Origin of the sequence: Sphingomonas endolithica, assembly GCF_025231525.1 — a bacterium.
Classification (GTDB): Bacteria; Pseudomonadota; Alphaproteobacteria; order Sphingomonadales; family Sphingomonadaceae; genus Sphingomonas; species Sphingomonas endolithica.
This window is the reverse complement of record NZ_CP103057.1, coordinates 3444937-3465168: the sequence shown is the minus strand read 5'-3', so window position 1 is coordinate 3465168 and position 20232 is coordinate 3444937. Positions and strand designations below refer to the sequence as shown.

Here is a 20232-nt window from a genome sequence, read left to right as displayed (position 1 = left end):
CGCCGTGGCCGTCGACATCGTGATCTACCACAACCCTGCCTGCGGCACGTCGCGCAACACGCTGGCGATGATCCGCAACGCCGGCATCGAACCGCACGTGGTCGAGTATCTGAAGACCCCGCCGTCGCGCGCGTTGTTGGTCGAACTGATCGACCGTGCCGTCATCACGCCCCGCGACCTGCTACGCGAGAAGGGCACGCCCTACGCCGAACTCGGCCTTGCCGATGGCGCGCTGTCCGACGAGGCGCTGCTCGATGCGATGATGGCGCACCCGGTTCTGATCAACCGACCGCTGGTCGTCTCGCCCCTCGGTGTGAGGCTCTGCCGTCCATCCGAAACCGTTCTCGATCTGCTGCCGGAGCCGCAGCAGGGCGCCTTTGCCAAGGAAGACGGCGAACAGGTCGCCAATGCCTCGGGGCAGCGCATCGCCTGATGCTCCTCGCGCTGGCCATCTTCGTCGTTACAATCACGCTCGTCATCTGGCAGCCCCGAGGCCTCGGCATCGGGTGGAGCGCGCTGGGCGGTGCGGCCGTGGCGCTGCTGCTCGGGGTGGTCTCGCTGTCCGACGTGCCGGCGGTATGGGGCATCGTCTGGAACGCGACCGCCACGTTCGTCGCAATCATCATCGTCAGCCTGCTGCTGGACGAGGCCGGATTCTTCGAATGGGCCGCGCTCCATGTCGCGCGCTGGGGCGGTGGGCATGGCCGACGGCTGTTCGTCCTGATCGTGCTGCTGGGGGCGGCGGTGTCGGCGTTGTTCGCCAATGACGGTGCGGCGCTGATCCTGACACCGATCGTCATCGCGATGCTGCGGGCACTCGGATACAAGGACAAGGCGACGCTGGCGTTCGTCATGGCGGCGGGGTTCGTCGCGGACACCGCCAGCCTGCCGCTGATCGTCTCCAACCTCGTCAATATCGTGTCGGCCGACTTCTTCCGCATCGGCTTTGCGGATTATGCGTCCGTGATGGTGCCGGTCGATCTGGCATCGATCGCTGCCACATTGGTCGTGCTGCTGCTGTTTTTCCGGCGTGACGTACCGGCGAGCTACGACGTGGCGCAGCTCCGCGCCCCGGCAGACGCGATCCGCGATCCTGCCACGTTCAAGGCCGGCTGGGTCGTCCTTGCCGCCCTGCTCGCCGGCTTCTTTTTCCTTGAGCCCATCGGCGTGCCCGTCAGCGCCGTCGCCACCGCCGGCGCGGTCCTGCTGCTCGTCATCGCCGGACGCGGCGACGTCATCGAAACCCGCAAGGTGCTGGCCGGGGCGCCATGGCAGGTCGTCATCTTCTCGCTCGGCATGTACCTGGTCGTCTACGGCCTGCGGAACGCCGACCTGACCGACCACCTCGCCGGCCTTCTCGATCGCGCCGCCCAGGGGGGCGTGTGGGGTGCGGCCTTCGGCACCGGAATCATCGCTGCTTTGCTGTCGTCGGTCATGAACAACATGCCGACCGTTTTGATCGGCGCGCTGTCGATCGACGCGAGCCACGCCACAGGCGTGGTCAAGGACGCCATGATCTATGCCAATGTGATCGGCTGCGACCTCGGCCCCAAGATCACGCCGATCGGCTCGCTCGCGACGTTGCTGTGGCTGCACGTCCTGGGGCAGAAAGGCATCCGGATCGACTGGGGCTATTATTTCAAGGTTGGCGCGACGATGACCGTCCCGGTGTTGCTGGTGACGCTCGCGGCGCTGGCGCTCCGGCTCAGTGCCGTATGATCTCCAACTCGACCAGACACCGCACCTGATGCCGCTGCGCACGCTCCCCGATCCCGATCACCTTCCCGCGCTTGATCGACGCTATGCGCTGGCCCGGCCCGCTACCGGGTTGGGTGCTGGCGACCCGCCCCCGCGCATTCTGCTGCTCCACGGCTCGTTGCGGGAGCGGTCCTATTCCAGGTTGTGCGTCGAGGAGGCCGCGCGGCTGCTCCGATTCTTCGGTGCGGAAACTCGCATCTTCGATCCCTCGACCCTGCCGCTCCCGGACCAAGTGACCGGTGACGACCATCCGGCCGTTCACGAATTGCGTGCGCTGTCGATGTGGTCGGAGGGGCAAGTGTGGTGCAGCCCCGAACGGCACGGCCAGATCAGCGCGATTATGAAGCTCCAGATCGACCACCTGCCGCTGTCGATGGGCGGGATGCGGCCGACACAGGGCCGGACCCTAGCCGTCATGCAGGTGTCGGCGGGATCGCAGTCATTCAACAGCGTGAACACCCTGCGCGTCCTCGGCCGATGGATGCGGATGGTGACGATCCCGAACCAGTCGAGCGTGGCCAAGGCATTCGCGGAGTTCGACGATGCCGGGCGGATGAAGCCGTCCGGCTATTACGACCGGATCGTCGATGTGATGGAAGAGCTGGTCCGCTTCACGGTCCTGCTGCGCCCGCATGCCGCGCAGCTCGTCGACCGTTACTCCGAACGCAAGGATGCCGGCGTGCCGATCGATGCGGCGACCGATCTCTCGAGCATCGCGACAGGGCCTCAATCAGGGAGCTGAGCGGCGGCGGCTGGCAGGCGTCGATCCACGGAACGCGGCCACGCGCTCAGGTCCAATACAGGATCCGCGCCATTGGGAGCAGGCGGCCGATTTCGGTCTCGAAGAAGGTGCGGAGCGCGCGCATCGTGGTGGCGTCGTAGACGAACTTCACCGAGCCGAACTTGGTGCGCTTCTCCGTGCGATTGCCCAGGCCCATGTCGAGGTCCGACCCCGGATACCAGCTTTCCAGCGTCGCCTTCGATCCCGGCGAATAGCGGTGCGTGATCAGCTCGACCGTCAAATCGAGTTGGGGGATGGCGGCGAGCAATTCGGCCACTTGCCCGATCAAGCCGCCATAGGCCCGTTCCCAGCCGGGTGCGGCGATGATCGGGGCGATGGTCAGGCCAATCGGGTAGCCGGCCTGCGCCATGCGGCCGAGCGCCGCGATCCGCGCCGCGACTGGACTGGTACCGCCTTCGAAGCGGGCGAAGGCGGCGGGGTTGAGTGATGCGCGCATGCGCGTACGGCCGCCGTGCTCGAGCTGCAGCAACGGTGCGACGGCATCGAACTTGCTGGTGAAACGCAATTGCGCGTCGGCCTGCCACGCGCCGAACCATGCGATCAGCGCCGATAGCGAGCCGGTGAGATGTTCGAGCGCGAGCGGATCGGTGTAGCAGCTCGCCTCGAACGTCGTGCCTTCGTGCACGCGCGCCGCCGAGCGCGAGGTGATCGTGCCTTGCCCGAGATGCCTGGGTAGTTCGTCGATGATCTCGGGCAAATTGGCATAAGCGCGGGTGATCGGCGGGCCCTTCAGCGAACCCGCCAGGTAGCAGTAGCTGCAATGCGCCGGGCAGCCCTCGGCCAGGTCGACGCGCCAGTCGGCCGAGGGCGCGATCGGTTGCAGGCGGCGTTTGGACGGCGGCGCGACGACGATCGCCAGCGTCTGCTTGGCAGCGGCATAGGCCTGGCGCTCGTCGTCGGGGAAGGCCAGCGACAGCCGGTCCGACGGCAAGGTGCGCACGTCGATGCCCAGACTCGCGCAGCGCTCGGCGATCTCGCGGCCATGATCCCACGAAGCGGCGGACGGCGTGATCAGCACCTGTTTGGGTCGCCACAGCTTCGCTGCCCGCACTTCTGCGGGAAGCGGTGGGTTCATGAGATCCAACATGCGCGACATAACGCGCGAGCGCGTCGTTCGGGTCGCCTCGCCCGCGGGTTTGTGGCACAGGCGCGATGCGAACGGCAGACAGCTTTCGTTCAGGGCACGAGGAATAGGCGGCCGCGATGTTACTTCTCACCCTTGCCGCGCTGCAGATGGCGAGCGCGCCGCTTCGCCTCGACACGGCGCAATGTCGCCCGGGCACCGCCCACCCCGTCATCGTGCGCATCACCGGCTTTGCCAACCGCGCCGGACGCATCCGCGTGCGCCTGTTCGGCGGACCGCCGTCGAGCTATTTCGATAAGCGCAAGGCGCTGGTGCGCACCGAATTCGCCGTGCCGAGAAGCGGCGTGGTGGAGATCTGCGTGCCCGCCCCCCGCGCCGGCACCTATGCGGTGGACGTGCGCCACGATGTGAATGGCGACGGACAGACCGATCGGCAGGATGGCGGTGGCGCATCCGGCAACCCGCGGGTGAGCCTGCTCGACGTGCTGTTGTCGCGCAAGCCCGACACGCGCCGCGTGCAGTTCAGCGTGGGTGACGGCAACACGATCGTGCCGGTGACGTTGATGTATCTGCAAGGCGGGTCCGTTCGCCCGATCAACGGCGCGAACTGATCCGTCGCGGCATCGTTGATCTGGCCCGGCCGGCGCCCTATGCACAGGCGTAACGGCTCGACTTACCAGTACGCGCCGATTTCGTCATTGGAACGCACGTGACCCAACCGATCCTGGCGCCGCTGCCCGCCGTTCCAGGCCATTCGGCGGTGCTGCGCCCATGAGGCACTGGTTCGCCGACGGCGTGTTCCGCACCGTGCTGCGCAATGCGGGCTATCTCGGATCGACTAAGCTGGTCGGCGCGGCGCTGGGGCTGATCGCGCTGGCCTGTGCCGGGCGGGGCCTGACGCCTGCCTTGTTCGGCGTGCTGATGATCATCCACACCTATGCGACGGGCGCGGGCGGGTTGGTGAAGTTCCAGACCTGGCAATATATCGTGCGCTACGCGACCCCTGCGCTGCTGCATGGCGACGAGGTGCGCGCGAAGGACGTAATCCGCTTCGCCTTCGGGCTCGATCTGGCAAGCGGCATGGTCGGCATGGTCGGGGCGATGCTGCTATTGCCGTGGCTGGCCGGCTATTTCGGGATCGGGGGCGACTATCTGTACGTCGCCCTGGCCTATTGCACCTTGGTGCCGACGATGGCCGAGGCGACCGCGACGGGCAGCTTGCGCGTGCTCGATCGGTTCGACCTGATCGCGGCGCAGCAATTGGTGACCCCACTGCTGCGCGGTGCCGGCGCGCTGATCGCCTATTGGGGGGATTTCGGCCTGCCGGGCTTCGTGATCGCCTGGTATGTGGGGGACCTGTCGGGCGATCTGGTGCTGTGGGGCTTTGCCGTGCGCGAATTGAAGCGGCGCGGCATGCTGGATGCGTTGCGCCCCGGCATGTTCGGCGTGGCGCGGCGCCTGCCCGAGGCGTGGAAGTTCGTGTGGACGACGAATGCCGCCCACACCGTCTATGCCGCCTGGGGGCCGCTCAGCAATCTGGTGGTGGCGACGATCCTGGGGCCGGTCGCCGCCGGCCTGTACAAGATCGCCAGCACCCTGCTCGATTCGGCGACCAAGCCCGCCGAATTGCTTCGGCGCGGCTATTATCCCGAGATCATGCGGCTCGACCCGCGTGAGCCGCGGCCCTGGCTGCTGGGGCTGCGCACCGGTCTGCTCGCCGGGATGGCCGGGCTGGTAGTGGTGGGAATCGTGTTGCTCGGCGGCAAGCCGCTGATCGCGCTGGCGTTCGGCGCCAAATATCTCGCCGCGTTCGATCTGCTGCGGCTGATGGTCTTTTCGCTGGCGATCCAGATGGCGACCTTCCCGCTCGAATCCCTGCTCTATATGGCGGGCCGGCAGCGTGCCGCGTTGATCGCGCAGGTCGTCGCGGTCACTGCCTATCTGATGATGCTGGGCGTGCTGACGCACCGCTTCGGCCTGATCGGTGCCGGGCTGGCTTATCTGCTGGGCACGGTGATGATAGCGTTGTGCATGCTGGTGGCGACGCTCGATGCGTACCGCAAACGCGGAACGTTGCCCTGGTCGGGGTCGGGGTCGGGGTCGGGGTCGGGGGCGGGGGCGGTGCCGGCATAAGTATCGGCCGACCGTATCGGCTGCGGCAGGCACGAAAACGTGCGCCGACATGGCATGGCTGCCACATTAAAGTCGAAAAGCACGTACAAGGTGCCAAGGAATGCGATGGATAACCGCTGGTAACAATGAGCGGGCATCCTATTTAGATGCAGATCGTTGCGTTTTCGTGACGGTTGCGACAAGGCCAGGCGAAGCGATGAACACGAGATTACCGGGTGCCGCGAAAAGCGACCAGACGCACGGGCTCGTGGCGTTCGAGGGCGCGCAACTGCAGGAGCGTGCCGCAGCACGGCTGCGGGTGGCAGCACAGCGGGTCGAGCCGGAAGTCCGCATCGGCGTGATCCACAATATCCGCGCGCGTCACAATATCGCCAGCCACCCGCCGCTGGTGGTCGCCGGATGCGAGCATGCCATGCCGCGGTCGCATGCCGAACTGCACGACGTACTGGCGCATTTCGCCTCGCACGGGGTCAACGCGCTGGTCATCGATGGTGGCGACGGCACGGTGCGCGACGTGCTGTCCGCTGCGCCGGGCCATTTCCCCGACGCCTTTCCCCGCATCGCCATCATCCCCTCGGGCAAGACCAACGCCCTGACGCAGGATCTCGGCATTCCGGACGATTGGACGACCGCCGATGCGGTGCGCGCGGTCACCGCTGGCCATACGCAGCAGCGGCATCCGCTCGAGGTGTGGCGCCCGAAAGCACTGCGTGCCGAGTTGCGTGGCTTCATCTTCGGTGCGGGCGCCTTCGTGCGCGCGACCGAGCTGGCCCAGACGACGCATCGGTTCGGGGCGTTCAACGGCCTTGCCGTCGGCCTGTCGATCTTCGGCGCGGTGGCGCAGACATTGTTCGGTGGACGCGACAATTCGTGGCGGCGCGGCGAGCCGATGCGGATCGCGCCGGCCGGCGGCCCACGCGCCGGCGAGGTGCTGGATGGCCCGCAATACATGCTGCTGGGATCGACGCTCAGCCGCATGCCGCTGGGCATCAAGCCGTTCGGGGCGGAGCGGCCGGGATTAAAGACCTTGCGGATCGACGCCTCGCCACGGCGGCTGGTGGCGGCCTTGCCGGCGCTGCTCGGCGGCATGGACCGGCCGTGGCTTGCATCGGCGGGCTATCATCGTGAAGATGCCGAGCGTATCGATGTGACGTTGAACAGTGGCTTCATCCTGGATGGTGAGATGTTCGAAGGCGGCGAGATAAGCCTGCGGCAGGGCGCCGCGATCACGTTCGTGGTCCCATGAACGACGTCCAGCGGTTCATTGCCGATGAGATGACGGTCGAGGTCTCGCCCGCGATCGAGACCGTCGGGCGCACCTTGGCGGCGCGGCTGAACGGCATTGCGGTGCTGTTCTACGGCTCCTCGCTGCGCACCGGGGATCTGGAGGGCGTGCTCGATTTCTACGTCCTGATCGATCGCCCGAGCGGTACGCTGCTGCGTCGTACGGGCATGCGCTGGCTATGGCCGGACGTCAGCTTCCACGAGGTGACCGTGGATAGCCAGGTGCTGCGCGCCAAGGTCGCGACGATGCCGATCGAGACCTTCGAACTCGCCACGCGCGGATCGTTCGTCGACACCACGATCTGGGCGCGCTTCGTACAGCCCGCCGGTTTGCTCTGGGCAGCGACCGCGGCGGTCGAGCGGCGGGTGATCGATGCGGTATCGGAGGCGGTGTTCACCGCGGCGCGCTTTGCCGCCGTGCTGGGGCCCAAGCAGGGCAGCGTACGCGATTACTGGCTGGCGCTGTTCCGAGAGACCTATTGCACCGAGATGCGCGTCGAGCCGCCGGGCCGCGAGCAGCAGATCCTGGTCTATGATCCCGGCCGCTACGATCGCCTGTTGCCGCTCGCCTGGGATTCGGCCGGCATCGATTACACGCTGAGCGACGGCATCATCACGCCGCGGCTGCGCTTCGACATGCTGCGCTCGATCACCCAGGCGTGGCTGGCGCGCGTCCGCGTCGGCAAGGCGCTCAACCTGGCGCGGCTGGTGAAGGCGACCTTCACCTTCGACGGTGCGGCGCGTTACGGTTTGTGGAAGCTCCAGCGCCACACCGGCATCGAGGTTGCGCTGACCCCGTGGCGCGAGCGCCATCCGGTGCTGGCGGCGCCTGGCGTGCTTTGGCGGGTATTGCGTACCCAGACGCCGTGAGCTTCAACGCCTTGGTGCTGGCGGGCTCGCGTGGCGGACGCGATCCCGTGGCCGATTATGCCGGAGTGACCGACAAGGCGCTGATCGTCGTGGGCGGACGGACGATGCTGGCGCGGGTCACAGACGCGCTGCGCGGCGCCGGGGCCGAACGGATCGTGGTCGTGGTATCGTCGACGGCGGTGCGCGATCATGCCCGGGCGCTGGGGCTGGAGACGATCGACGGCGCGGCGGGGCCAAGCGAGAGCGCCGGCCGCGGTTTCGCGCTGCTCGGCGCGCCGTTGCTGGTGACCACTGCCGATCACGCGCTGCTGGAGCCGGACTGGATCATGCAGTTCATCGCCAACGTGCCACCGGGCGCGGATGTCGCCGCCTTGCTGGCCAGGCGAGATACGGTCGAGCGGGCGATGCCCGAGACCAAGCGCACCTATCTGCGCTTCTCGGACGGTGCCTGGTCTGGGTGCAACCTGTTCTACCTGGCGACGCCGCAGGCCGCTGCCGCCGTCAAGCTGTGGCAGCGCGTCGAACGCGATCGCAAACGGCCGTGGCGGATCGTCCGGCGACTGGGGCCGGGATTGCTGCTGCGCTACGTCATCGGACGGCTGCCGCTATCGACCGCGCTCAGCCATCTCGGCAAGACCGCGGGGATCTCGGCGTCGATGGTGGCGTCGCCTTACGGCCTTGCCGCGGTCGACGTCGACAAGCCCTCGGACCTCGATCTGGTGCGGGGGCTGATTTAAGGCGCGATGACTTTACGATGACTCATTCGTGTCGGGCGAAGTCGAGACACCCATCCCTAAGCTAGATGACTTCACTTCTACCGTTCGTGCTGAGTAGAGACCGAGTAGGCCGCAGGCCGTATCGAGGGCTCGTATCGAAGCACCTTGGAGCGCGGTATCGCGTGTCCTTCGATACGCCCTCTCGATACGCGCTTCGCGCTACTCGATGCCTGTCCTGAGCGCCTGCCCTTGCAGGCAGTCGAAGGGGCTACTCAGGACGAACGGGGTGAGACTGCCTGAAGAGAACGATGACGATACGTTAACCCGTTCGTGTCGAACGGAAGGTGATTAGTCATTCTGAAGGCAGAGCGTGCGGTACGGTGGACCTCGGAACAAGTCCTGGGTGACGGGTAGGGGATCGCAGCACGAAGATCGTCCGTCCTGCCGCAACCCCGCAGTCGACTAAACCCCCGCGGCTTTGTAGGGACGGGCCGTGCCCGATCAACAGCCCGATGCGCCGCTCACCCCAGACGTCAATTGCTGGCGGATCGAGCAGGCGGATGCCGCTTCCGTCATCGTCGATGCCGATGATTATTTCCGTTTCGCGCGCTCGGCCATGCTGAAGGCCAGGCGCCGCATCATGCTGATCGGCTGGGACTTCGATGCGCGGATCAATCTCGGCGAAAGCAGCGAGGCGCCCGATGCGCCTGCCAAGGTCGGCGAGTTCATCCTGTGGCTGGTCAACCGCAACCCCGAACTGGAAGTCTATCTGCTGCGCTGGGACATGGGCGCGCTCAAGACCCTGTTCCGGGGATCGACGGTGCTGACGATGCTGAAGTGGATGCGGCACCCGCGCATCCATACCAAGCTGGACGCCAAGCATCCGCCGGCCGCGTCGCATCACCAGAAGATCGTGGTGATCGACGATTGCTTCGCCTTTTGCGGCGGGATCGACATGACCGGCGACCGCTGGGACACACGGCAACACATCGATAACGATCCCGGCCGCCATCGCCCCAACGGCACGCCGTACAAGCCGTGGCACGATGCCACTACGGCGCTGACCGGGCCGGTCGCCGCCGCGCTGGGCGAACATGCGCGCGCGCGCTGGGAACGGGCGGGCGGACCGCCACTCGCCCCGATCACCGGCGCCAACGACTGCTGGCCGGACGATCTGGTCAAGGATTTCGAGCATGTCGCGGTGGCGATCGCCCGCTCGTCGCCCGAAATGGCGGATTGCGCCCCGGTGACCGAGATCGAGCGGCTATACCTCGACCAGATCGCGCGGGCGAAGCGCATGATCTATGCCGAGAGCCAATATTTCGCTTCGCGCCGCATTGCCGAGGCGATCGCCAAGCGGCTCGAGGAGGAAGACGGGCCGGAGATCGTGCTGATCAATCCGGTGTCGGCCCAGGGCTGGCTGGAGCCGGTGGCGATGGATACTGCGCGCGCGCGCCTGTACGAGTCGTTGCGCGGGCGGGACAAGCACCGGCGCTTTCGCATCTATCACGCCTATACCGCCGGCGGCGAGGCGATCTACGTCCATGCCAAAATCATGATCGTGGACGATCGTACGTTGCGCGTAGGCTCCTCGAACATGAACAATCGTTCGCTGCGGCTCGATACCGAATGCGATGTCACGATCGACGCGGCGCAACCGGGCAACGAGCAGGTCGGCCCGACCATCCTGGCGATCCGGGACGGACTGCTGGCCGAGCATCTCGGCCTGCCACGCGACGAGGTGACCGCGCATCTCGCCGGCTCGCAATCGCTGATCGCGACGATCGAGGCACTGCGCGGTGAAGGCAAGACGCTGCGCCCTTATGAGCCCCCGGAACTCTCCGACATGAAGGCGTGGCTGGCGGACAACGAGGTGCTCGATGCCGAAGGGCCTGGGCAGATGTTCGAGGGGATCGGCAAGGGGGGCCTGTTTCGGCGCTTGCGGCCCGCCTGATCGAGCCGTCGGCACGATCGCGCACAGCGCACGCGACGGGACCTGACCTTTCTACCCGATCGTGCGTATAGGGGGCGATGCTCGCCGCCCGCCTTCGCCATTTCCTGACCGAGGAACGCTGGGAATTCGCCCCGCACGAACGCGCGATCATGCCCGGATCGCCAGCGTCGCCCGATCATCCGAAGGAGCGCCGGCTCGCATACGGCGCCATCGCCGTGCTGGTCGGCCTGACCGGCGGGCTCGGGACGGCGCTGATCTCGGTCAACACCGTGCAGTTGCAGGGCTCGCTAGGGCTCGATCCGGCGGAGATCGCCTGGCTGCCGACCGTCTATGTGATGACCAATGCGTCGATCAACCTGCTACTGATCAAGTTTCGCCAGCAATATGGCCTGCGCCCATTCACGCTGATCTTCCTCGGCCTCTACGTGCTGCTGACCTTCGCGCATCTGTTCGTCAGCGACTTCTCGTCCGCCGTCGCGGTGCGCGCGGCCAGCGGCATGGCCGGCGCCGCTTTGTCGTCGCTCAGCCTCTATTACATGATGCAGGCGCTGCCCGCCAAATGGCGGCTGAAGGCGATCGTCGTCGGCATCGGCATCCCGCAATGCGCCATTCCGCTGGCGCGCCTGTTCTCGCCCGAACTGCTCGCCATGTCGCAGTGGCGCGCCTTGTACCTGTTCGAACTCGGCCTGGCCCTGCTGTCGCTGGCCGCGGTCAGCCTGCTCCGCCTGCCGCCGACCGATCGGCGCCCGGCGTTCGAACGGCTCGATTTCGTGACCTTCATCCTGTTTGGCGGCAGCGTCGCGCTGTTCGCGGCGGTGCTCGGCGAAGGACGGATCGTGTGGTGGCGCGACACGCCGTGGATCGGCTGGGCGCTCGCCGCCGCGATCCCGATGTTCGCCGCCGCGCTGATCGTCGAGCATGGCCGCGCCAACCCGCTGCTCAACACGCGCTGGCTGGGCAGTGCCGACATCCTGCGCTTCACCGTGGTCACGATCATGGCGCGGATCGTGCTGTCGGAACAGACCTATGCCGCGGTCGGTCTGCTGACGGTGCTGGGCCAAAACAACGATCAACTCGGCACGCTGTACACGATCATCTTCCTCGCCTCGATCGCTGGCGTCGTGGCGAGTGCGGTGACGCTGAACGTCGAGAAGCTGACCCATCCGGTGATGCTGGCCATCGGGCTGGTTGCCGTGGCCGCCTTCGTCGACTCCTACTCCACCAACCTGACGCGCGCGGCGCAGCTATATTGGACGCAAGGGGTGATCGCCTTTGCCGCGACCTTCTTCCTGGGGCCGGCCTTGCTGTTCGGCATGACCCGCGCGTTGCAGCAGGGGACCGGACACATCATCAGCTTTCTCGCGCTGTTCGGCCTGGTCAACGGCATTGGCGGCCTCGCGGGTTCCGCGCTGCTCGGCACGTATCAGAGCTATGCCGAGAAGGCGCATAGTGCGGCGATCGTGCAGAATATCGATCCGACCGACCCGATCGTGCAGGCGCGCATCACCGCGGGCGGCGCGGGTGTGGCGCGGGTGATGGGCGATGCCACGCTGCGCACTGCCGAGGGTGGCGCGCTGCTATCGCAGACGGCGACGCGCGAGGCGAACGTGCTTGCCTATGACGATACGTTCCGGCTGATCGGCATCCTCGCAACGCTGACGACGCTGTATCTCGGCTTCCTGCTGGCACGTCGTGGGTGGCGCGAGCGGCGCGATGCGGTACGTGGGGTAACGACATGACCGATACCCGCTCCCCCGATGGCCCGATGGCCGACATCAATGTACCGCCGGTCAGCGCCGCCCCGGTGACGGAGGAACGTGCCGCCGAAGCCGCGCCGGTCCCGTCCGGCTGGCGCCCGCCGCGCACCTCGCGCACTGCGATGTGGGTCATCGTGGTGCTTGCCATCGTCGGCATCGCCGCCGTGCTTGCCGCCTGGCGCCTGCCGCCGTTCACCAGCGCCACGCAGTCGACCGACAACGCCTATGTTCGCGGCCGCACTACGGTGATCAGCCCGCAAGTGTCGGGCTATGTCACGCAGGTGCTGGTGCGCGATTTCGATCTGGTCGCGCAGGGGCAGGCGCTGGTCAGGATCGACGACCGCATCTACCGCCAGCGCATCGAGCAAGCCGGCGCAACCGTTGCCGCGCAATCCGCGACGCTCGCCAATGCCGATCAGGCCGCCCGCTCGCGCGCCGCCAGCCTGCAAGCGCAGGATGCCGCCGTCGCCAACGCACAGGCGCAGTTGCTGCGCGCGCAGGCGGACATGGCACGCGTCAACGATCTCGTCACCGATGGCTCGGTATCGCTGCGCGAACGCGACCAGACACTTGCCGCACTCCGCCAGGCGCAGGCCGGCGTGCTGCAGGCGAAGGCCGCGCGCGAGATCGCGCGTCAGGACATCCGCACTGTCGCAGTCGGGCGCGGTGGCCAGCAGGCCGGCGTCTCGGGTGCCGAGGCGGCACGGCGGCTGGCGCAGATCGATCTCGACAATACGATCGTTCGCGCACCCGAGGCCGGTCGGCTGAGCGAGGTCGGGGTGCGGCTCGGCCAATATGTCACCGCCGGATCGCAGTTGATGTTCCTGGTGCCGGCCGACACCTGGGTGATCGCCAATTACAAGGAAGCGCAGACCGCACGGATGGCAGTGGGCCAGCCCGCGAGTTTCACCGTCGACGGCCTGGGCGGCGAGCGGCTGACCGGCCGCGTTGAGAAGATCTCGCCCGCTGCGGGGTCGGAATTCGCCGTTCTGAAGTCCGACAATGCCACCGGCAATTTCACCAAGGTGCCGCAGCGGATCGCGGTGCGCATCCGCATCGATCCGGGCCAGCGGCTGATCGACCGCTTGCGCCCGGGCATGTCGGTGCAGGCGCGCGTCGATACGGCCGGCGGGCCATCGGTCAAGTGAGGCGTGCCGGCTCGATCGGTGTCCTGATGGCGATGCTTCTGGTGTCGGCCTGTATCGGCCCGCGCCCTGCCGCACCGGCCGCAACTGCCATCGTCGCGCCACCCGCCTGGCGCACTGCGCTCGGACCGGGTGCGCCGATCCGGGCCGATTGGTGGTCGGCGTTCGGCGACCCGGTATTGACCGCGCTGGTCGAGCGCGCGCTGGCCAACAATCCCGATCTCGGTTCGGCCGTGGCGCGAATCGAGGAAGCGCGCGCCGCAGAACGCCTGTCGCGCGCCCAGCTCTTGCCGTCGATTGGCGGCACGCTGCCGGCGTCGGATGCCCGGGCGGTCAACGCGTTCGGCGTTCCCGGCACCAATTTCGGCGCGCAGCCGGGCCTCACCGCCAGCTACGATCTCGACCTGTTCGGCCGTCTGCGCCAGGCGCGCGGCGCGGCGCGGGCGCAATTGCTGGCAAGCGAAGGTGCCAGCGACACGGTGCGGCTCGGCATCGCCAGTAGTGTCGCGAGCGGCTACATCACGCTGCGTGCGCTCGATGCCCGCCTGGCGGTCGCCCGCGACACGCTGGCGGCACGTGGCGAAGGGCTGCGCATCGCCCGCCGTCGCGCGCAGACCGGTTATACTTCCAACCTCGAACTGCATCAGGCGGAAGGCGAATATCACGCCACCGAGCAGCTCGTGCCGCAAACCCTGCTGGCCATTGCACGGCAGGAAAACGCGCTCAGCCTGTTGCTCGGGGATGCGCCGGCGGCGAGCGCCCGCGGCGTCGCGCTCGATCGGTTCGCCACGCCGGCGATTCCCGACGGCCTTCCCGCCGACCTGCTGCGCCGCCGCCCGGACCTGTTCCAGGCCGAACAGACTTTGGTCGCCGCCGACCGGACACTGGACAGCGCGCGTGCCGCCTTGCTCCCCAATGTCGGGCTCACCGGATCGGCCGGGCTCGTCCTGTCGACCGCTTTGTCCAACCCGGTCGGCGTCTTCTCCTTGGGTGCGAGCGTGCTGTCGCCCATATTCGATGGCGGACGGTTGCGCAGCCAGGCCGACATCACCGTCGCCCGGCGCGACCAGGCCGCCTTTGCCTATCGCCGCGCCGCGCTCGTCGCCTTCCGCGAGGTGGACGACAGTCTCGCCGGGGCGCGTCGCTTGGGCGAACAGGCGGTGGCGATCACCGCGCAGCGCGATGCGCTCGCCGCTGCGCTACGCAATGCCGCCAACCGCTACCGCGCCGGCTATTCCTCCTATCTCGACCAGCTCGACACACAGCGCGGCTTGCTGACGGCCGAGCTGGCACTGGTTCAGGCGCGGGCCGATCGGCTGACGGCTTATGTCGCGCTGTACCAGGCGTTCGGGGGTGGCTGGTCGGAAGGTGATATTGCGGCGGTGCGCCGGTAGGAGCCCCCATCCCCGGCGAAGCCCGTGGTCCAGTTGTGGAACAGAAGTTGGCATGCGGAGCGCGTCGTTACATCGACCTGTCCGCCTAGGCCCCGGCCTTCGCCGGGGAACTGGCGCTTGGACAGCCAGCAACTCAGGCTGCCCCCGTCACCTTGCCAGGATCATCCCGTCAATCGCTTGCGCGACGCCGTCGGCATCGTTCCCGCCGGTCACCAGATCGGCTTGCTCCCGTACCGCCGCAGGGCCCTGCCCCATCGCGATCGACAGGCCGGCGCGTGCGAACATCGGTACGTCGTTGGCCTGATCGCCGATCGCCGCAATGGCGGACAGGGACACGCCCATCGCGTCGGCCAGCGCGGTGATACCGTCGCCCTTGTTGGCGGCAGGTGCGGTGATATCCAGGTAATAGGCCTGGGACTGCATGATCGTCGCGCGGCTCGACAAGGGCGCGGCGCGCTGCGCGAGATCGATCAGCAAGGCGGCATCGTCGCTGACGAAAGTGATCTTGTCGGCGCGATCGTAGAGCGGGGTAAAATCGGTGGTGATGACCGGCGCCTGGTTCGACGCCAGCCGCTCGCTGCCGACATGCGCGCCCTGATCGGTGCTGGCATACCAGAGATCGTCGGCGAACAGCCAGACATCCACGGCCACGCCCTCGGCCAAGGCCATGATCTGCTCGACCACGTCGCGGTCGACGCGGTGCTGGCACAAGATGCTGCCGTCGCGGCGGAACACCGTGCCGCCGTTGAACGCGCCCATCGGCGCGTCGATCGCCAGCGTCTCGGCGATCGGCATCATGCCCGATCGCGGCCGCGCGCTGATGATCGTGAACGCGACGCCTGCTGCGGTCAGCCGTGCGACCGCCTCCAGCGTCGATGGCGCGAGCTGCTTGCGCTTGTCGACCAGCGTGCCGTCGACATCGGAAACCACCAGCTTGATCGCGCCTGCCGTGCCGTCGCTCACTGCGGCATCTCGACATGCCCGCCAAAGCCGTAGCGCATCGCCGACAGCAACTTGTCGCCGAACGTATGATCCACCCGGCTGCGGTAGCGCGCGAAAAGCGCCGCGGTCAGCACGTTGGCTGGGACTTTCTCCTCCATCGCCGCGTCGATCGTCCACTGCCCCTCGCCCGAATCCGCGACGTTGCCGCTGAACTGTTCGAGGTTCATGTCGTTGGCGAGTGCGATCGCCGAAAGATCGAGCAGCCAGGACGAGATCACGCTGCCGCGCCGCCACACTTCGGCGATGTCGGTCAGGTTGAGATCGAAACGCTCGTCCTCGGGCAGCTTATCGGACGACTTGCCCTTCAGGATGTCGAAGCCCTCGGCATAGGCCTGCATCAGGCCGTATTCGATGCCGTTGTGCACCATCTTGACGAAATGCCCGGCACCCGCCGGGCCGGCATGGATATAGCCCTGCTCGGCGCGGTGATCCTCGCCGTCATTCTCCATCCGGTTCGGCGTGCGCGGGATGGTGCCCACGCCCGGCGCGAGTGCCGCCAGCATCGGATCGATATGGTCGATCGCCGCCTTTTCGCCGCCGACCATCATGCAATAGCCGCGATCCAGACCCCATACGCCGCCCGAGGTGCCGACATCGACGTACCGGATACCGCTTTCCGCCAGATGCTTGGCGCGGCGGATATCGTCCTTGTAGAAGGAATTGCCGCCATCGATGATGATGTCGCCCGCGCTGGCGAAACCGCGGATCGTCTCGATCGTGTCCTCGGTCGGCGCGCCCGCCGGCAGCATCACCCAGTAGATCGCCGGGCTGTCGAGCTTGGTTTTCATGTCCTCCAGCGAGGCTGCGGCGACGGCGCCGTCACCCGCCAGAGCCTCGACTGCCGGCGCATTGCGATCGAACACCACCGTCTCATGCCCTGCGCGCATCAGCCGCCGCGCGATGTTGCCGCCCATCCGGCCGAGGCCGATGATACCGATCTTCATGCTTCTGTCCTTCGAGATAGGTCATCCCCGGCGAACGCCGGGGTCCAGTTGGAAGACGATCGTAACGGCGGGCAGCACTTCGTCACTGCGACCGCCGCGACTGGACCCCGACGTCCGCCGGGGAAGTGCATTCAGGAAGCCGCTTCGACTGCCGGATGCTTGGCCGCGATCGCGCCCAGCAGGTCGTCAAACGCCTTGGAGAAGCTCGCCACGCCTTCGGTCACCAGCGTGTCGGTCACCTCGTCCAGGTCGAGCCCGAGCCGCTTGACCTCCTGCATCACGTGCCGTGCATCCTCGACGTCTGCACCGAGCGTGTTGCCGACCGTGCCGCGCTCGCGGAACGCATCGATCGTCTTGGGCGGCACGGTGTTGACCGTGTCCTTGCCGATCAGCGTATCGAGATAAAGCGTGTCGCGGTAATCGGGGTTCTTGGTGCCGGTCGAGGCCCAGAGCAGCCGTTGGACCATCGCGCCCTTCGCCGCCAGCTTCTGCCAGCGTTCCGAGGCAATGAACTCCTCGTACCAGGCATAGGCCATCTTGGCATTGGCGATGGCGACCTTGCCCTTCAGCGCCTTGGCTTCTTCGCCGCCTACGCCGGCATCGATCTTGTCGTCGATCTTGGAATCGATGCGGCTGACGAAGAAACTGGCCACGCTGGCGATGCGATCGATTGGCAGGTCATGCCGCACGCGCTCCTCCAGCCCCGCGACATAGGCCTCTGCCACCGCCTGATAGGCGGCGAGCGAGAACAACAAGGTCACGTTGACGTTGATCCCGGCGCGGATCGTCTCAGCAATGGCCGGGCAGCCCGCGGCGGTGCCGGGGATCTTGACCATCAGGTTGGGGCGATCGACCATCGCCCACAATTTCTGCGCCTCGGCGATCGTGCCATCGGTATCGTTGGCGAGATAGGGCGATACTTCCAGGCTGACATAGCCGTCCTTGCCGTTCAGCCGATCATAGACCGGGCGCAGCGTGTCGGCCGCGGCCTGGATGTCGAGGATCGCCAGATGTTCGTAGCGATCGATCGTCGCGGCGTCGGGATGGTCCTTGTCGTAAGCGGCGAGTTCCTCGTCATAGGCGTCGCCATGGCCCATCGCCTTTTCGAAGATCGACGGGTTGGAGGTGACGCCGGTCAGCCCATCCTCGTCGACCATCTTCTGCAGGCCGCCTTCGGCCAGGAACTTGCGATCGACGAAGTCGAGCCACAATGCCTGGCCGGCATTGGTGAGATCATTGAGACGGCCCATGGATCAATCCTTTCCGAGCAATTCGCGTGCGACCTTCACCGTGTTCTCGACGGTGAAGCCGTATTTATCCTGCAGCTTGGCCAGCGGTGCGGAGGCGCCGAAGGTCGACATGGTGATGGTCTTGCCTTCCATGCCGACATAGCGCGACCAGCCGATCTCGCCGCCCTGCTCGATCGCCAGCCGCGCCTTGACCGCGGTCGGCAGCACCGATTCCTTGTACGCCTCGTCCTGCATCTCGTACCGCGCCCAGCTCGGCAGCGACACGACGCGCGCGCGGACGCCCTCCGCCTTCAGCTTCTCATAGGCGCCGATCGCCAGCGACACTTCGCTGCCGGTGGCCATCAGGATCACTTCGGGATCTTCGCTGTCGGCCAGCACATAGCCGCCCTTCATCAGCCCCTCGGCCGAGGCGTATTTGGTCCGGTCGAGCGTCGGCAGCGCCTGGCGCGAGAAGATCAACGCCGCGGGGCGGTTGTTCTCGGTCAACGCGGCCTTCCATGCCCAGGCCGTCTCGTTCGCGTCGCAGGGGCGGATCGTGTCGAGCCCGGGGATCGCGCGCAGGGTGGCGAGATGCTCGATCGGCTGGTGCGTCGGCCCGTCCTCGCCCACGCCGATCGAATCGTGCGTGAAGATGAAGATCGTGCCCAGCTCCATGATCGCGGCCAGCCGGATCGGCGGGCGCATGTAATCGGAGAAGACCAGGAAGGTCGCGGAATAGGAGCGCAGGTGGGACAGCGCCATGCCGTTGACCACCGCGCCCATGCCGTGTTCGCGCACGCCGAAATGCAGGTTACGGCCGTCATAGCTCCCCGCCTGGAACGATCCGCCATCGTCGATATAGGTCTTGGTCGATGGCGCCAGATCGGCCGACCCGCCGATCAGCCAGGGCAGCTTGGGCGCGATCGCGTTCAGCACCTTGCCGCCGGCATCGCGCGACGCCATGCCCTTTTCGTCGGCGTCGAACACCGGAATGTCGGCATCCCAGCCCTCGGGCAGCCGATCGGCGAACAGCCCGTCGAGTTCCTTCGCGAGATCCGGTTCCGCCGCATGGTAGCGCTCGAGCGTCGCTTCCCATTCCTCGCGCAGCTTGGTGCCGCGATCGCCGATCGCCTTGTTGAACGCCTCCGCCACGCCTTCCGGCACCAGGAACTGTGCGTCTTCGGGCCAGCCATACGCCTTCTTGGTGCCGCGAATGTCATCCGCGGTCATCGCCTCGCCATGCGCCTTGGCAGTGCCCTGGATCGAGCTGCCATAGCCGATGATGCTCTTGACCACGATGAAGGTCGGCTTGTCGTCGGTCGCCCTGAACGTCTCGATCGCCGCGGCGACTGCTGCCGTGTCGTTGGCATCGTTCACGTGCAGCACGTTCCAGCCATAGGCCTCGAAGCGCTTGCCGACATCCTCGTCGAACGCGAGATCCGTGCCGCCTTCGATCGACACATGGTTCGAATCGTAGATCCAGCACAGGTTGGACAGCTTCAGGTGACCGGCCAGGCTCGCCGCCTCGCTCGCCACGCCCTCCATCATGTCGCCGTCACCGGCCAGCGTGTAGATGTCGTGATCGAACAGGGTGTAGCCCGGCTTGTTGTAGCGCGCCGCCAGCCAGCGCTCGGCGATCGCCATGCCGACCGAATTGCCGCAGCCCGCGCCCAGTGGGCCGGTGGTCGTCTCGACGCCCGTCGTGTGGCGATATTCCGGGTGACCGGGCGTGCGCGAGGACAATTGGCGGAACTGGCGGATGTCCTCCAGGCTCACCGCCGGCTCGCCGCTCGGCTTTCCGTCCTTGTCGATCTCCTTGATCCCCGCCAGGTGCAGCAGCGAATAGAGCAGCATCGAGGCATGGCCGACCGACAGCACGAAGCGATCGCGATTAGGCCAATCGGGGCGATCGGGATCGGTGCGCAGGAATTTTGACCAGAGCGTGTAGCCGACCGGTGCCAGCGCCATTGGCGTGCCGATATGGCCGGACTTGGCCTTGGCCACCGCATCCATCGACAGCGTGCGGATCGTGTCGATCGTCAGCCGATCGAGCGACCCATCCTCATGCAGGCCGGCGGGGGTGTCGGTCGCGGGGGCGTCGCTCATGATCATACTTCCTTGAGGCTGGAGGCACCCTCAACGCGAGGGGCGCGGCGAGGT

At 66.9% G+C, this 20232-nt stretch carries 17 protein-coding genes; 12 read left to right on the top strand and 5 right to left on the bottom strand.

Annotated features, from left to right (window positions below; all coding sequences use genetic code 11):
* The first annotated feature begins 4 nt into the window (after positions 1 to 4).
* Genes arsC through arsH form a run of 3 tightly spaced genes read left to right on the top strand, consistent with a single transcriptional unit; the run spans position 5 to position 2500 of the window.
* Positions 5 to 433, top strand: a complete 429-nt coding sequence (arsC, locus tag NV382_RS16285; protein ID WP_260597755.1) for an arsenate reductase (glutaredoxin) — start codon at positions 5 to 7, stop codon at positions 431 to 433.
* On the top strand, positions 433 to 1719 hold the full coding sequence (locus NV382_RS16280) for an arsenic transporter (protein ID WP_260597754.1): 1287 nt from the start codon (positions 433 to 435) through the stop codon (positions 1717 to 1719). The genes arsC and NV382_RS16280 overlap by 1 nt, the downstream gene beginning before the upstream one ends.
* A 28-nt stretch (positions 1720 to 1747) precedes the next feature.
* The gene (gene arsH, locus NV382_RS16275; RefSeq protein WP_260600453.1) at positions 1748 to 2500 is read left to right on the top strand and encodes an arsenical resistance protein ArsH; all 753 of its coding nucleotides are present in this window, start codon (positions 1748 to 1750) and stop codon (positions 2498 to 2500) included.
* A gap of 46 nt (positions 2501 to 2546) precedes the next feature.
* Here the strand turns inward: arsH and NV382_RS16270 are convergent, their stop codons facing one another.
* Complete coding sequence (locus tag NV382_RS16270) at positions 2547 to 3635, bottom strand: SPL family radical SAM protein (protein WP_260597753.1); 1089 nt, start codon at positions 3633 to 3635, stop codon at positions 2547 to 2549.
* 128 nt (positions 3636 to 3763) lie between these two features.
* Between NV382_RS16270 and NV382_RS16265 the strand changes: the two genes are divergently transcribed.
* The 9 genes from NV382_RS16265 (at position 3764) to NV382_RS16225 (ending at position 14897) form a co-directional block, all read left to right on the top strand.
* Positions 3764 to 4255: a DUF2141 domain-containing protein gene (locus tag NV382_RS16265; protein ID WP_260597752.1), complete on the top strand. Its 492-nt coding sequence runs from the start codon at positions 3764 to 3766 to the stop codon at positions 4253 to 4255.
* Between the two features lie 160 nt (positions 4256 to 4415).
* On the top strand, positions 4416 to 5777 hold the full coding sequence (locus tag NV382_RS16260) for a lipopolysaccharide biosynthesis protein (RefSeq protein WP_260597751.1): 1362 nt from the start codon (positions 4416 to 4418) through the stop codon (positions 5775 to 5777).
* 196 nt (positions 5778 to 5973) lie between these two features.
* Positions 5974 to 7023, top strand: coding sequence for a diacylglycerol/lipid kinase family protein (locus tag NV382_RS16255; protein WP_260597750.1), 1050 nt, complete (start codon positions 5974 to 5976; stop codon positions 7021 to 7023).
* Positions 7020 to 7931: a hypothetical protein gene (locus NV382_RS16250; protein ID WP_260597749.1), complete on the top strand. Its 912-nt coding sequence runs from the start codon at positions 7020 to 7022 to the stop codon at positions 7929 to 7931. Before NV382_RS16255 ends, NV382_RS16250 begins: the two co-directional genes overlap by 4 nt.
* Positions 7928 to 8668, top strand: a complete 741-nt coding sequence (locus NV382_RS16245) for a nucleotidyltransferase family protein (protein ID WP_260597748.1) — start codon at positions 7928 to 7930, stop codon at positions 8666 to 8668. Before NV382_RS16250 ends, NV382_RS16245 begins: the two co-directional genes overlap by 4 nt.
* 595 nt (positions 8669 to 9263) lie before the next feature.
* Positions 9264 to 10601, top strand: a complete 1338-nt coding sequence (locus tag NV382_RS16240; protein ID WP_260600452.1) for a phospholipase D-like domain-containing protein — start codon at positions 9264 to 9266, stop codon at positions 10599 to 10601.
* A gap of 77 nt (positions 10602 to 10678) precedes the next feature.
* Positions 10679 to 12340, top strand: a complete 1662-nt coding sequence (locus NV382_RS16235) for an MFS transporter (RefSeq protein WP_260597747.1) — start codon at positions 10679 to 10681, stop codon at positions 12338 to 12340.
* Positions 12337 to 13506: an HlyD family secretion protein gene (locus tag NV382_RS16230; protein ID WP_260597746.1), complete on the top strand. Its 1170-nt coding sequence runs from the start codon at positions 12337 to 12339 to the stop codon at positions 13504 to 13506. The genes NV382_RS16235 and NV382_RS16230 overlap by 4 nt, the downstream gene beginning before the upstream one ends.
* A gap of 26 nt (positions 13507 to 13532) precedes the next feature.
* Entirely contained in the window at positions 13533 to 14897 is a 1365-nt protein-coding gene (locus NV382_RS16225; RefSeq protein ID WP_260597745.1) for an efflux transporter outer membrane subunit, read from the top strand.
* Positions 14898 to 15044: 147 nt separating this feature from the next.
* Here the strand turns inward: NV382_RS16225 and NV382_RS16220 are convergent, their stop codons facing one another.
* The 4 genes from NV382_RS16220 to tkt all read right to left on the bottom strand — a co-directional run bounded on the left by NV382_RS16220 (position 15045) and on the right by tkt (position 20178).
* The gene (locus tag NV382_RS16220) at positions 15045 to 15860 is read right to left on the bottom strand and encodes a Cof-type HAD-IIB family hydrolase (RefSeq protein WP_260597744.1); all 816 of its coding nucleotides are present in this window, start codon (positions 15858 to 15860) and stop codon (positions 15045 to 15047) included.
* On the bottom strand, positions 15857 to 16843 hold the full coding sequence (gene gnd / locus NV382_RS16215; RefSeq protein WP_260597743.1) for a phosphogluconate dehydrogenase (NAD(+)-dependent, decarboxylating): 987 nt from the start codon (positions 16841 to 16843) through the stop codon (positions 15857 to 15859). The genes NV382_RS16220 and gnd overlap by 4 nt, the downstream gene beginning before the upstream one ends.
* 131 nt (positions 16844 to 16974) lie before the next feature.
* On the bottom strand, positions 16975 to 18093 hold the full coding sequence (tal, locus tag NV382_RS16210) for a transaldolase (RefSeq protein ID WP_260597742.1): 1119 nt from the start codon (positions 18091 to 18093) through the stop codon (positions 16975 to 16977).
* Between the two features lie 3 nt (positions 18094 to 18096).
* Positions 18097 to 20178 (bottom strand): transketolase, encoded by a 2082-nt coding sequence (gene tkt, locus NV382_RS16205; protein WP_260597741.1) that lies wholly within the window; start codon positions 20176 to 20178, stop codon positions 18097 to 18099.
* Positions 20179 to 20232 lie beyond the last annotated feature (54 nt).

Excerpts from the sequence above, each read along its gene's own strand:
- NV382_RS16225 (WP_260597745.1), top strand. The coding sequence starts at position 13,533 with ATGGCGATGCTTCTGGTGTCGGCCTGTATCGGCCCGCGCCCTGCCGCA.
- NV382_RS16250 (WP_260597749.1), top strand. The coding sequence starts at position 7,020 with ATGAACGACGTCCAGCGGTTCATTGCCGATGAGATGACGGTCGAGGTC.
- tal (WP_260597742.1), bottom strand. The coding sequence starts at position 18,093 with ATGGGCCGTCTCAATGATCTCACCAATGCCGGCCAGGCATTGTGGCTC.
- NV382_RS16280 (WP_260597754.1), top strand. The coding sequence starts at position 433 with ATGCTCCTCGCGCTGGCCATCTTCGTCGTTACAATCACGCTCGTCATC.
- gnd (WP_260597743.1), bottom strand. The coding sequence starts at position 16,843 with ATGAAGATCGGTATCATCGGCCTCGGCCGGATGGGCGGCAACATCGCG.
- NV382_RS16265 (WP_260597752.1), top strand. The coding sequence starts at position 3,764 with ATGTTACTTCTCACCCTTGCCGCGCTGCAGATGGCGAGCGCGCCGCTT.
- NV382_RS16230 (WP_260597746.1), top strand. The coding sequence starts at position 12,337 with ATGACCGATACCCGCTCCCCCGATGGCCCGATGGCCGACATCAATGTA.
- NV382_RS16260 (WP_260597751.1), top strand. The coding sequence starts at position 4,416 with ATGAGGCACTGGTTCGCCGACGGCGTGTTCCGCACCGTGCTGCGCAAT.
- arsH (WP_260600453.1), top strand. The coding sequence starts at position 1,748 with ATGCCGCTGCGCACGCTCCCCGATCCCGATCACCTTCCCGCGCTTGAT.
- NV382_RS16270 (WP_260597753.1), bottom strand. The coding sequence starts at position 3,635 with ATGAACCCACCGCTTCCCGCAGAAGTGCGGGCAGCGAAGCTGTGGCGA.
- NV382_RS16240 (WP_260600452.1), top strand. The coding sequence starts at position 9,264 with ATGCTGAAGGCCAGGCGCCGCATCATGCTGATCGGCTGGGACTTCGAT.
- NV382_RS16255 (WP_260597750.1), top strand. The coding sequence starts at position 5,974 with ATGAACACGAGATTACCGGGTGCCGCGAAAAGCGACCAGACGCACGGG.
- tkt (WP_260597741.1), bottom strand. The coding sequence starts at position 20,178 with ATGAGCGACGCCCCCGCGACCGACACCCCCGCCGGCCTGCATGAGGAT.
- NV382_RS16235 (WP_260597747.1), top strand. The coding sequence starts at position 10,679 with ATGCTCGCCGCCCGCCTTCGCCATTTCCTGACCGAGGAACGCTGGGAA.